Annotated in this window: 9 protein-coding genes; 8 read left to right on the forward strand and 1 reads right to left on the reverse strand. The window is 54.4% G+C overall.

The genetic code is table 11. The features are described from left to right. The coding region (locus DV027_RS16010) for a recombinase zinc ribbon domain-containing protein (protein ID WP_242621968.1) at positions 1–1,003 on the forward strand (1,003 nt) is incomplete at its 5' end. Between the two features lie 174 nt (positions 1,004–1,177). Further along, positions 1,178–2,347: a site-specific integrase gene (locus DV027_RS16015; protein WP_130732871.1), complete on the forward strand. Its 1,170-nt coding sequence runs from the start codon at positions 1,178–1,180 to the stop codon at positions 2,345–2,347. A 116-nt stretch (positions 2,348–2,463) separates the two neighbouring features. On the opposite strand, the gene DV027_RS16020 is transcribed toward DV027_RS16015, so the two are convergent. Beyond that, the gene (locus DV027_RS16020; protein WP_165399225.1) at positions 2,464–3,042 is read right to left on the reverse strand and encodes an SCO family protein; all 579 of its coding nucleotides are present in this window, start codon (positions 3,040–3,042) and stop codon (positions 2,464–2,466) included. Positions 3,043–3,959: 917 nt separating this feature from the next. Between DV027_RS16020 and cydD the strand changes: the two genes are divergently transcribed. The 6 genes from cydD (at position 3,960) to DV027_RS16055 (ending at position 12,359) form a co-directional block, all read left to right on the forward strand. Then, positions 3,960–5,618 carry a thiol reductant ABC exporter subunit CydD gene (cydD, locus tag DV027_RS16025; protein WP_130732873.1) on the forward strand — a complete coding sequence of 553 codons (1,659 nt, stop codon included), beginning with the start codon at positions 3,960–3,962 and terminating at the stop codon, positions 5,616–5,618. After that, complete coding sequence (locus DV027_RS16030; RefSeq protein ID WP_130732874.1) at positions 5,615–7,288, forward strand: amino acid ABC transporter ATP-binding/permease protein; 1,674 nt, start codon at positions 5,615–5,617, stop codon at positions 7,286–7,288. The genes cydD and DV027_RS16030 overlap by 4 nt, the downstream gene beginning before the upstream one ends. Before the next feature lie 51 nt (positions 7,289–7,339). Continuing rightward, complete coding sequence (locus DV027_RS16035) at positions 7,340–8,947, forward strand: cytochrome ubiquinol oxidase subunit I (protein ID WP_130732875.1); 1,608 nt, start codon at positions 7,340–7,342, stop codon at positions 8,945–8,947. A 36-nt stretch (positions 8,948–8,983) separates the two neighbouring features. Further along, positions 8,984–10,123: a cytochrome d ubiquinol oxidase subunit II gene (cydB, locus tag DV027_RS16040; RefSeq protein WP_130732876.1), complete on the forward strand. Its 1,140-nt coding sequence runs from the start codon at positions 8,984–8,986 to the stop codon at positions 10,121–10,123. Positions 10,124–10,131: 8 nt separating this feature from the next. Continuing rightward, positions 10,132–10,326, forward strand: a complete 195-nt coding sequence (locus DV027_RS16045; protein WP_207303526.1) for a hypothetical protein — start codon at positions 10,132–10,134, stop codon at positions 10,324–10,326. A gap of 1,361 nt (positions 10,327–11,687) precedes the next feature. Further along, on the forward strand, positions 11,688–12,359 hold the full coding sequence (locus DV027_RS16055; protein ID WP_242621969.1) for a TonB-dependent receptor plug domain-containing protein: 672 nt from the start codon (positions 11,688–11,690) through the stop codon (positions 12,357–12,359). The last annotated feature ends 29 nt before the right edge of the window (positions 12,360–12,388 follow it).

Below are 12,388 nucleotides of genomic sequence, written 5' to 3' on the forward strand. Positions count from 1 at the left end.
TGACGATCACGCACAGTTCTCAAACTGGGGAATTTTCAACCAGCACATTTGGGGAGATTACAACCAGCACTCACACAAGCGTCAGGCCCGTCCCAATCCGGACTCCGACTGGGTGATCCAGGAGGTGCCGGAACTGCGGATCGTCGATCAGAACCTGTGGGACGCGGTCAAGGCACGACAGGCCAGCGTCAGCGCCAGCCGGGACACACGCGACACATCATCACCCGACCATTTCCGCGAGAAACGCCGCCCGCGCTACCTGTTCTCCGGCCTGAGCAAATGCGGCTGCTGCGGTGGCGGCTATTCCATGATCTCCGGCACCTTGCTCGGCTGCTCGACGGCGCGCAACAAGGGCACCTGCGACAACCGGACCAATATGCGGCGCGAGGAACTGGAGCGGCGCGTCCTCGACGCCCTGCGCCACCATCTCATGGACCCGGACCTGTTCGCCGAATTCTGCACCGCTTTCACCACCGAGATGAACCGGCTGCGCATGGAGGCGTCGGCCGACATCGGCGCGGCTGAGTCAGAACTGAAGCGGGTTGAGCGCGACATCCAGCGCCTGATGGATCTCTACCTCTCGGAAGCGATTTCGATCGAGACGGTCAAGGAGCGCGGATCGAAACTCGAAGCCCGCAAGGCGGAGTTGACGGAGTTCCTCGCGACCGCCGAGGCGCCCCCGCCCCTGCTCCATCCCCAGATGGCGGAGTTCTACCACCGGCAACTCGCACGCCTGCACGACATGCTGCATTCCGAGCTGGACGAAAAGCGTCAGGAGGCAGCCGAAGTGATCCGCTCGCTGATCGAGGCGATCATCCTCACGCCGTCTGACAAGGGTCTACAGATCGACGTCCGGGGTGATCTCGCGGGCATCCTGACAGTGGCGTCAGGCGGACAAACGAAAACCCCAGCCCGTTACGGGACTGGGGTTCGTGATGCGTTGGCATCGCAATTTCAGATGGTTGCGGGGGCAGGATTTGAACCTGCGGCCTTCAGGTTATGAGTTTGTAGGCAAGAGCTACGCCCTGCCACGAAACTCCCCGATGCATCCCGAAGAACCACTACTATCACATTATTTTAATTGAATAAGTCGTTCATCTTGGTTCTTCTGTCTACGCTTGCTCACACTGACGTTTCAATCCCATTTGCATCCTATACGCATCCTGTGGAGGCAGCCATGCCCCGGATATCAAAGCGCATAATCGCCTCCCTCCAGCCTGCTGAGAAGGACTACATCGTCTGGGACGATCAAGTCGCCGGCTTCGCCTTGCGGGTCTGGCCTTCAGGCCGAATGAGCTACGTGGTCCATTATCGAGCCAATGGCCGGTTCCGACGTTATACGATTGGCCATCATGGTCCCTGGACGGCAGACAAAGCACGCGACGAAGCGATCAAAATCCTCGCCCGCGTGAAAGACGGCAACGATCCAAACACAGAACGCGACGAAGAGCGGGCTTCCCCCACCGTCAGCCAATTCTGTAAGATTTTCATTGAACGGCATGTGAAGACGCATCTGAAACAAACCACACAAGGCGAATATCAACGCGCGATTGACCTGTTCATTACGAAAAAAATTGGCAGCCGGAAGCTAGCCTCTGTCACTCATTCTGATATCGTTACATTTCACCATACCTACCGGCATATCCCATATCAGGCGAACCGAACGCTGGGGGTGCTGTCGAAAATGTTCTCTCTGGCAATCCTCTGGGGTGTGCGGACAGACAACGTCAATCCATGCAGGGGCGTGAAACGCTATAAGGAGCAGAAGCGCGAGCGCTACCTCACAACAGAAGAACATCAGCGTCTCGGCAAAGCACTCGACGACGCCCGTTCCGCGATGCCGGAAGCCGTCAATGCGTTTCAACTCCTGCTTTTAACAGGTTGCCGCCTTCGGGAAATTCAACGTCTGAAATGGGAATATGTTTTTCTGGACGAAGGGGTAATCAGACTACCCGACAGCAAAAATGGCGCTCGAACCGTTCAGTTGGGCGAGAGTGCAGTAGGCCTGCTGAAGAGCATTCCCATGATCGCGGGCAATCCGTATGTCATCACTGGACGGAAGGATGGTGGTCATCTGACCGATCTGGAGAAGCCGTGGCGACGCATCCGAAAGGAAGCCGGGCTAGCGGACGTCCGCATTCACGATCTTCGTCATTCCTTCGCATCCGATGCGCTTGAACTCGGCGAAGATCTGATCATGATCGGGAAACTGCTGGGCCATCGCGATCTCAAATCGACTGCACGTTATGCTCACCTCAAGAAAGAACCAATCCAGCGTGCAGTCAAAGAGATCGATCTGAAAATTTTTACGGCACTTGTTTCAGGAGACAGCAAGAGCAACGTCTGAACACGGTGATTATGCTCTGTCTCACAGAGCTATTTTTTAAAAATACGTTAAAATATATTATGTAACCCACACAGAATGGAATCACGTTCCAATACACCCAGACCCATGTCGTCAGATTAAGAGGCTGGCAGAACTTGTACCAATTCTCGTGCTATTTCCTTTGCACTCGCATCCGTAGAGAACATCCGCACAAGATGATTTTTACCGTCCATAAGAAACAGAGCCGATGTATGATTTACCATATACATAGCTTTATCTGACGACAGTGCAGGTTTGACTTCTACCTCGACATGAAATGCACTTTCCATTGACGCAACTTGATCAGGGGTACCCGTCAGTCCGATGATCCGAGGCGAAAACCGCTCAACATAATCCTTAATGACCGATAATGAATCCCTTTGTGGATCAACTGAAATAAAAATGGGTTGTACAAGCCTGCCCCTCGACCCAGCCATATCAAGCGCGGCGGCCACAGTCCCCAGTGTGACCGGACAAATATCTGGGCAGTGGGTATAGCCGAAATAAAGAAGTGTATACCGCCCTTGGAATGTGCTTTGCGTAACAAGGGTGCCGTTTGTATCTGTTAATGACCATGGTCCACCAACCGACTTTTCCACAGCAGGACGCATAAGCACTTGCATCCCGAAGGCTGCAATAAAAAACAGCGCAACACAACTGAAGAGCAGCGCGGCCATACGAGGCCGGCCCCCTGCCGAACGACCAGAGGGCCGCTTCACTTTTCTTGTTTGTGGTTCGGTCACCATACGAAAAAACAGCTTTCTACCACGTTTGTTACGGACATCCCGAACCATAAACTATTACGCCTAACATTGACACGACGCCCACCTGTTTCGCAACTCACTTCTCACTTTTCTGCTATTGTAGAAATCTCCAAATTATGACCTTCTTTCCGATGTGATGCTAACCGCAATGAGACATCGTAGAGTCGGTCAACTGTCCAGGGCTTTGGCTCTGCTGGCCGTGTTCTGCCAGATCGTCATCGGCAGCCTGTCCTTGCAAGCGCGGGCAGCGGTAGATCAATCGCGGCAATTCCAGTCAGTAGCGACGTGGTGTGACAGCTCTCGACAAGAATCTCCGTCACACAGGCATGATCATCATGCCTGCCCGGACTTTGCTGCAATGATGGTAGCCGAACAGGCTGATCATGCTTTCATAGTCCCCGACCTGTCTACTCCCTTCGATCTCCAGTCGGTCGTCTCCCGGCGACTTGGCATGTTCACTGCACCGGCTCGCGGGCCTCCGTCCTGTGTTTCTGATTCCGCGCGCCCACGCGCTCCTCCTTCCCTGATCTGAGTCTAGCCAAGCGGAAACATCACATGGTGCTTCCGCCACACTCTTTTCAGGACATTCATTATGCAAATATATCAGGTAGCCGACTATGTCGCGCACCGTTGCCCCTGCGGCATCTGGCGCGTAGGTGCACTGGCGTTAAATAGCGCTCACTGCGAAAGCGCAAACCGGGTTTGTCACCTGCAACAGCCGACGTCTGGCGCTGTGTGCGCGACACAGCTTAATCCCGGCTCAGTGCAGTTAACGTTCAGCGCACCATCCGTGCCATCGAGCTCAAACAGCTTCATTCGGACCTGAAATCATGCTGGATAACGCCAACAGGCGGTTATCGGCGTGCCTGCACGACCGACGGATGGCTCTTGCCGTTACGGTCGTTCTGAAGACACTCGGTGAACTGCTATTCTGCGGCGCACTCGCCATGCTCGGGCATATCACCGCCGATCTCGCCTTCCGTGCCAACGCCCATCCTAGTGATGAGGTAATAACACTCGTGACCATCGTCGCGCTACTCGTGACGCATTTATTTTGTATGCTAGGTGCGCATTCCGTCGGTCAACGCACTGCTACAATCACCTGTCAGACGCTACGTCGAACGTTAACAGACAAACTGTTGAGGCTCGGCCCCCAAGGAATTTCTCGCCAGCCTGCCGGCCATGTCGCCACGCTGTTCACTGACGCGGTGGAGGCTCTGGAACCGTATTTCCAGCACTGGATTCCAAATGCTTCGGCAATGGCCTGCGTCCCGGCCTGTCTCGTCGCAGCGCTTCTCCCATTCGACTGGATCACCGCGCTGGTACTACTTGCCTGCGGTCCTTTGATGCCACTGTTCATGGTGCTCGTCGGCTATCGGGCGCAAGATGTGATGGAAAAACAATGGGGCGAAATGCTCCGGCTTTCTTCGGCACTTCTGGACCGCCTCCAAGGGTTGGGAATGCTGGAAGTGTTCGGTCGCGTACAGGCGGAAGTCCAGAGGCTGCTGTCTATGGGAGAGCGGCATCGGCTCCTCAGCCTTCGGGTCATGCGAATTGGCTTTCTCACTTCAGCGGTGCTCGAATTTTTCTCCAGCCTGTCAATTGCGGTCGTTGCGGTATTTTTCGCTGCGCGCCTGCTTGGCGGCCACGTGTCATTTGAACGCGCCTTTATTGTGCTGCTGATCGTCCCGCGCTTTTTTGCTCCTTTCAGAGCCTTTTCGGCCAGTTACCACACGCGGATGAATGCGCTGTCTGCTTTCGAGCGGATCGAAGCGTTTCTTGCGCTGCCGGACAACGGTGTAACGCTGGAGGAAACACTCCGCAAAGAGCCTGTTACCCGTCTTGATCTCTGCGCTTTCTCCGTAGCGTTCGCGGACGAACTCCTATTCGCCCCCCTATCGGCGTCTTTCAAAAGAGGCACACTGAGTGCACTGACCGGCCCCAGCGGAGTTGGAAAGACTAGCTTCCTGCGGGCATTGCTTGGCTTTGTCCCGCACAACGGCACAATAACTGTCAATGGCGATGAAATCACAGGCCTCCTCTTCGCACTACGCGGACGGATAGCCTGGGTACCCCAGAAGCCACAATTCATTGCTGGTTCAATCCGCGACAATCTCCTGCTCGCCTTCCCTGAAGCCGAAACCGAACAAATTCGGGAAGCGGCAAGGATGGCCGAGATCCTTGATGAGATTGAGGCTCTGCCCAAAGGGCTGGATACGGATATTGGTGATCAGGGACGAATTCTTTCGGGTGGACAGGCACAGCGCATTGCACTGGCGCGTGCGCTGCTCAAGTCCCCGGACATCCTGTTACTGGATGAACCCACCGCCTCAGTCGATCCGACTAGCGCTGCCCGGATATTGGCAACGCTCATGGCCGAACGACACCGGCGCATGGTTCTGGTCGCAACCCATGACGAAGCGATTATAGCGCATGCCGACCAACGCATTGCTGTCACGGGAAGTCACTACGGAAGGACAGCCGCATGAAAACGTGGCCGCCCCTAGTCAGGCTCGGACGACCTCTCTGGCCACTGATCATCTCTGGGCTTGCGCTTTGTATCCTCGCTTCTCTAAGCAACATATTTCTTCTCTCCATGGCGGGATGGTTTCTGGCCGCGACAGCCGTTGCCGGCTTGGGCGGACCTGTCAGTTCTGCCGCCTTTAATCTCGTCTTGCCTGCCGCCTGTGTAAGATTGCTGGCAATGACGCGTATCCTTACGCGTTACAGCGAACGACTTCTGACCCATGACCTCGCACTTCGTCAGAACGGAATTGCACAAGGCTGGCTGTTCCGACGACTGGCACGGATTGGCTCAACCCGTCTCGCTGGATACCGCAGTGGCGACTTGCTACATCGGTGCGTCACAGACAGCGAAACTTTGGGGCGTAGTTGGCTTGACGGCGTGTTGCCCCTAGCTACGGCCGCACTAAGTTGCGTCATCACAATCGGCTTTGCCGCTCTATTCGACGGGCGTACGGCCCTGTTGCTCGGTATTGCTCTTACACTCATGGGCCTCGCATGGCCGGTCTGGCTTGCAAAGCAACAGCACCACGATGTTACCTGGCGGGACCAGGCTCGTGCAGAGGCACAGGCAACACTGATCGATACGCTTCAGGCGTGTGAAACCCTTCTGATCGAACAGGGCGAGAACGGCCTTCGGGACTTAATCTACCGGAGCACGTTACCGGTTACAGCCAGTGCCGCGAGTCTTGCCCGACGCCAGGTCGCGTTCGAAATAACATTGCCCATTACAGCCTGTCTCACCGCAACTGGTATTACAATCCTCGGTGCCGCACGTCTCCACGCTGAGGCGGGGAACGCAATTCTCCCAATGCTGAGCGTCGGCGCGCTGGCAGCCTTTGACATCCTTACCCCTCTGGGGGCCACCTGTTCAGCCCTGGCTCGCACTAACGGCGCGGTAAAGCGGCTATTGGACATGGAATTGCCGCCAGCACGAGAACATATTGCCGAGCCACTCAGTGAGCCACGTTCAGTATCCTTCGACAACGTAACGGTTCGCTATCCAAACCGCCCCGATCCCATAATCAGCAATACTGACCTGATGCTACGCCGTGGCGAGACCACCGTGCTCACAGGACCGAGCGGTAGCGGCAAAAGTACCGTAATGGCGTTAATAATGGGACAGGTCTCTGCCACGAAGGGGCTCGTCCTTTTCGATGACAGTAATGCCGTCACGTGGAACACACAGGAACGATCAGCCTCATTTTCCGCCGTGCCTCAGCGCGCCCATCTCTTTCACGACACGTTGCGCGGCAATATGAGCCTGGCCGTTCCTGATGCGACAGACGAAGCCATATGGTCCGCGCTTGACCAGGCACAGATTGGCAACACCGTCCGCAACTGGCCCGATGGTCTCGAAACTGTTCTTGGTGCATCAGGAGCCCGCCTGTCTGGCGGCGAGGCACGCCGTATTGCGGTCGCGCAGGCACTTCTGCGCGTAACACCTTGGCTGATTCTTGATGAAGCCACTTCGGGACTCGATCTCAAAACCGAGCATAACCTGCTCGATGCTCTCGAAAGTCTCCCGCACAAACCGACGATCTTCCATCTGGCACATCGTGAGGGGCCACTAGACCGGGCAGACCACGTTGTTCGACTGGAGCATGGCCGCGTTGTGCCCTGCCGTCCGCCCTGACGGCCTCGTACGCTCCACGCTCCTCCTCTTACAGACAAGGACTATCAAATCATGGAACCGATCATTCCGGGAGTTGTCGATCTCTCCCGGCTCCAGTTCGCTATAACGGCGCTCTATCATTTTATGTTCGTCCCCCTCACTCTAGGGCTGACATTCATGCTTGCCGCGATGGAAACTGTCTACGTCGTCACTGGGCGACAAATCTATAAGGACATGACTCTGTTCTGGGGCAAACTCTTCGGCATCAATTTCGCTCTCGGTGTTGCCACAGGCATCACTATGGAATTCGAATTTGGCACCAACTGGTCAATGTATTCGCGCTTTTTCGGCGATATGTTTGGCACGCCGCTCGCCATTGAAGGACTGATGGCTTTCTTCATGGAGTCAACTTTTGTCGGGTTGATGTTCTTCGGATGGGATCGCCTGAACCGACATACCCATCTGGCGATCACTTGGCTCGTCGCTCTGGGTTCAAATCTTTCAGCGCTTTGGATTCTGGTTGCAAACGCGAGCATGAATCTACCACAGGGGGCCCATTTCGATCCTGCTACAATGCGGATGCAATTTGACAGCATCGTAGCTGTAATTTTCAACCCCGACGCGCAGGCAAAGTTTGTACACACCTCGGTTGCGGGCTACGTTTCCGCTGCGATGCTGGTAATGGGCATTTCTTCCTTTTACCTCCTCCGCGGTCAGCATCGCCAGTTTGCTGCGCGCTCTTTTCGTATGGCCGCATTGTTCGGCATAATTTCTACGGTGGCGGTCATAACCCTCGGCGATGTGCTGGGAAGAATGGTCTATGAGCACCAACCCACGAAGATCGCCGCTATTGAAGGATTGTGGCACACGACAAAGCCGCCCTTTGAGCCTTGGGTCGCGTTTGCGCTGCCTGATGATGCGAAGCAGGAAAACCACTTCGAAATCGGCGTGCCCTTCGTTGTCACTCCACTGGTGACTCACTCCTTCTTCACGCCGATCACCGGCATGCATGAACTTGAGGAACAGGCAGCGCCGCATATACGATCAGGTATCGAAGCAGTAACAGCCCTCAAGGCATGGCGCGACGGTGGTTCGGCGGATGATCTGGCGCGCTTCAACGCACATAAAGCCGATATGGGTTACGGGTTCCTTGCTGCGCGTCATGCACCGCACAACGATGTTTCCAGTATTCCCGCCAGCAAGATCGAGCAGGTCATCGTCGAGACTGAACCTGACATTCTCCCTAATGTGTTCGTTACATTCTGGTCATTCCGAATCATGGTCTTCCTGTCTCTTCTGTTCTTCGGACTATTTGCATTCGCGTCTTGGGCAAGCCTGAAAAATCGCCTCGAACGGAACCGGCTTCTATTGAAATTGTGCTTGTGGTCAATCCCGTTGCCTATTCTGGCGACAGAGTTTGGATGGATTACCGCAGAAGCCGGGCGTCAACCATGGACCGTATTTAACCTGCTCCCCACCTTCCTTTCTGCGTCAACGCACAGCTTCAGCTACATGGTCTTTTCGCTTGCAGGCTTTGCTATCCTTTATTCCGCATTCATCGCCGCAGAGCTTTTCCTCATGTTCAAATACGCTCGCCTTGGTCCTGAGGACCATACGACACATGCCGGGCTCGCCAAACCTCATAACGGTGACCAGTTCGCGTCTGTACCGGCAGAATAAAAATACTCCCTTAACTTAACGTATGGAAACCCAATCATGGACAGCTACGCGCTATTGAAATTCTTCTGGGCCGGCATTCTTTGTGTCCTACTCATCGGTGTTGGGATCATGGTCGGTATGGACATGGGCGTTGGCACGCTGCTGCGTTTCGTTGGTCGCAACGATGGTGAGAGACGTACGGCGCTCAATATTATTGGCCCACATTGGGATGGGAACCAAGTTTGGTTCATTCTGGGTGGAGGGGCAATTTTTGCGGCCTTTCCCACGCTATACGCAACATCCTTTTCTGTTTTCTATGTTGTGATGATCGCATTGCTGTTCAGTATGATTCTGCGTCCAGTTGCGTTCGAATATCGTTCCAAAGTCGATAATCGGGTCTGGAAAGCAAGCTGGGACTGGGTATTTCTCATTTCCGGCTTTCTGCCAATGTTTATATACGGCGCTGCTTTTGGCAATGTGCTCGAAGGCGTAGGCTATCATTTTGATTGGACTGGTCAGTACCATCAGGACCAGTCGTTTCTTCTCTATCTGATCAATCCCTTCGCCATTCTCTGTGGCATTCTGGCTGTAGCGCTAAGTGTTTATCAGGGAGGTACCATGTTGATGCTTCGCGCCGAGGAGCCGATCTATGGCCGCGCCAGACGCTATGCCACGCTGGCCGGATGGATCTCTGCGGCTCTCTTCGCCCTCGGCGGGTTCTGGATCAGGCATACTGTCGGGTACGTTCTGAACGCCGGAGGAGATCCCGGTATGGTCGCGGACCCTCTTCACGGACAGCACGTCATCCGCGTTAGCGGCGGTTGGTTGACGCATTATGCAAACTACCCCGTACTCTGGATCGTCCCTTTAGCGGGGATCGTCTGCATGATCACAGGACCTGTTTTCCTGCGTGCTGATCGCCCAACTCTTGCATGGTGGACCGGGGCAGGCGCATGGACCGCGACGATATCGGCTGTTGGTATCGCGATGTTTCCGTTTTTCATGCCGTGCTCCACCAGACCCGATGAAAGTCTTACCATCTGGAATAGTTCAGCCAGCGCTTACGGCCTTACATGTATGCTGGTCGTCGCCGCAGTCTTCGTTCCTTTGATCCTGACTTATACTTCATGGTGTTTTTACATCATGCGCGGAAAGGTGCGGACAGCGGATGTCACCCATGATTCACATAGCTATTGAGGATTTTCATCATGCGTCTTCTCTCCTTCGCGGGCCTTGGCCTCGTTTTGACAGTTGCCCTGCTATTCGCCGTCTTCGTCGGTGATCAGGGACCATGGTATTTCGCCTGGGTGATCGGCACGGTGATGATTGTCCTGATCTCTGGCGCCGGTGCAATCCTGCTGGACGCTCAGCAAGAGCAAACATCTCTTGAGGAAATCTGATCATGTTTGGAGATCTTGAAAAATATATTCTGTTTATTCCGTTCCTTTATCTCTCATTCTATGGAGTTGCCTACATCTGCGTTCGACGACTGTTCCCGTGAAAGGGTCGCGTCGACGCTCGCGTATGTTGAAGAGCATATCGGGGGCGGCATTGCCGCCCCCATTACTGTTCAAGCTCTGGACTGTTCACGATCTGGAATAACACATTCTCGCGGCTATCGCTGTCTGACGATGTGATCTGGGCTGGATGTGAACGCCGGCCGCATATCCTGCAGGTCGAGCAGACCATGCACTGACGGCTGCTAATCGGCACAAATAATTTTGAACAGACCCACTGGGCGGCAAACAAAACTGAAACTGGCGTTAAAGTTATTATCGGTACATGCATACGCTCCCCGCTGAGGTCCAACAGCTTTCGAAATTAGACACAAGAAAGAGGCGTGAACTGTTCTTGGTTACATGTCTTGAAGGCATTTATTCGGATGTTTTCCGCTCCATTCCCGGCAAAGAATATGCGTTCCACATCTGTGGACAGCCAGATCTCCCCAAGGCTACATTCCTCAGGCAGAGATTATAAAATCGACTGCCGCCAAGCCAAAATGGGCTCTTCAAGCATCCTGGTAGGAATGCCTGCCATGTGTGTGCAATATCTAGTTGACAGGCTCGCAACCACAATGGATTTTATAAAAAGTCTACCGTGACAGGAGCATATGTTTTCAAAAGATGGCCCATGCCATACATCCTGCGCCCCGCTCTTCATTGAGCCGCTGGTTTCTGGTGGCGTTCACACTCATGGGCTTTCTGGGGCAACTCCTGATCCAGAGTCAGGCAATGCCGGGAGAGATGCCTCGTGCTACCATCCTGCGCCTGACAGGCATTGATATCGCTCCACATGTTTATCACGCGCCACATAAGCACTCCGTCTGTGCGGATATGCCTGGCATGGCAATGGACAATGTGACGCAGGCTGTGTCAGCCGACAATGAGGGCGACCACGACCACATGTCCGGGCATCCTTCTCATCACGATGGAAGCTGTCCGTTATGCCCTCTCCTGCACCTACCAGTATTCCTGTTTACAACTCTCGTTATCTTGCTGGCACTGGCGTTTATTCGTTGGCAACGCCACGTCAACATCGTTAACCCTCGTGCTCCACCTGTCATCACACTTGGTGTTCCTTTCTCCTGTGGCCCCCCTGTGTCTGCGGTCTTCTAGCGCCCGCAGGCCGTTTAAGCTGTCATTCAATCGACCGTACGCGTTCACTTAACGCATAGTGCGTCGCTGACGTCATAAACTAATGACGAAAAAGACAATGACCGTCCTGCTGGCTGAACGATATTCTCAGCTCAGGATCAGCTTCCATGTCTTCGACACATGTTTGCGCACGCACGTTCCACCGCGCGCACTTACTTTCTGCCGCAATTTTTCTTATCCCGTCCTTCGCGGCGCATGCCAATGAACTGCCCGGAAAAGAGCGGGAGAATGCCGCATCAACCAGGCAGGCGGCGATTAAAAAAACTCCGGAACGGTCATCACGAAACACGTCAAAACAACTCGGCACTCACGTAAAAACAGGAGCAGCCGTCCCTATATCCACCAACGCAGCTGAGCTGCTTGTTGTCACAGCCACGCGAACGCCACAACGGATCCAGGACGTCCCGGCATCGGTAAGCCTGATAACCCGTCAGGACATTGAAAGACGTATGTCATCGTCGTTGGCTGATGTGGTAAACCGTCTTCCCGATGCGGACATGGCCGGTGGAGCGCGAACCGAAGGACAAATTCCTGAAATACGCGGCTTCAACGGAAGAGATATCATCCTCCAGATTGATGGGGCACGTCGCAACAACGACACCGGCTTCGCAGGTTTTAGCGCACCACTTTATATCGACCCGGCATTTGTCCAATCCGTCGAAGTAGTGATGGGCGCAGCTTCGACACTTTACGGCAGCGGCTCCATGGGTGGCGTCATGTCAATCAAAACCATCGACGCGAATTTCTCACACTTGAGGAAATTTTGGGTTATTTTGTAGAATTCAGTCATCCCACAGGAGCCCGATCT

Source organism: Komagataeibacter xylinus (assembly GCF_004302915.1).
GTDB classification, from domain to species: Bacteria; Pseudomonadota; Alphaproteobacteria; order Acetobacterales; family Acetobacteraceae; genus Komagataeibacter; species Komagataeibacter xylinus_C.

Bases quoted from the DNA above. Each gene is read 5' to 3' on its own strand.
- cydD (WP_130732873.1), top strand. From the start codon at position 3,960: ATGCTGGATAACGCCAACAGGCGGTTATCGGCGTGCCTGCACGACCGA.
- DV027_RS16030 (WP_130732874.1), top strand. From the start codon at position 5,615: ATGAAAACGTGGCCGCCCCTAGTCAGGCTCGGACGACCTCTCTGGCCA.
- cydB (WP_130732876.1), top strand. From the start codon at position 8,984: ATGGACAGCTACGCGCTATTGAAATTCTTCTGGGCCGGCATTCTTTGT.
- DV027_RS16020 (WP_165399225.1), bottom strand. From the start codon at position 3,042: ATGGCCGCGCTGCTCTTCAGTTGTGTTGCGCTGTTTTTTATTGCAGCC.
- DV027_RS16015 (WP_130732871.1), top strand. From the start codon at position 1,178: ATGCCCCGGATATCAAAGCGCATAATCGCCTCCCTCCAGCCTGCTGAG.
- DV027_RS16035 (WP_130732875.1), top strand. From the start codon at position 7,340: ATGGAACCGATCATTCCGGGAGTTGTCGATCTCTCCCGGCTCCAGTTC.
- DV027_RS16055 (WP_242621969.1), top strand. From the start codon at position 11,688: ATGTCTTCGACACATGTTTGCGCACGCACGTTCCACCGCGCGCACTTA.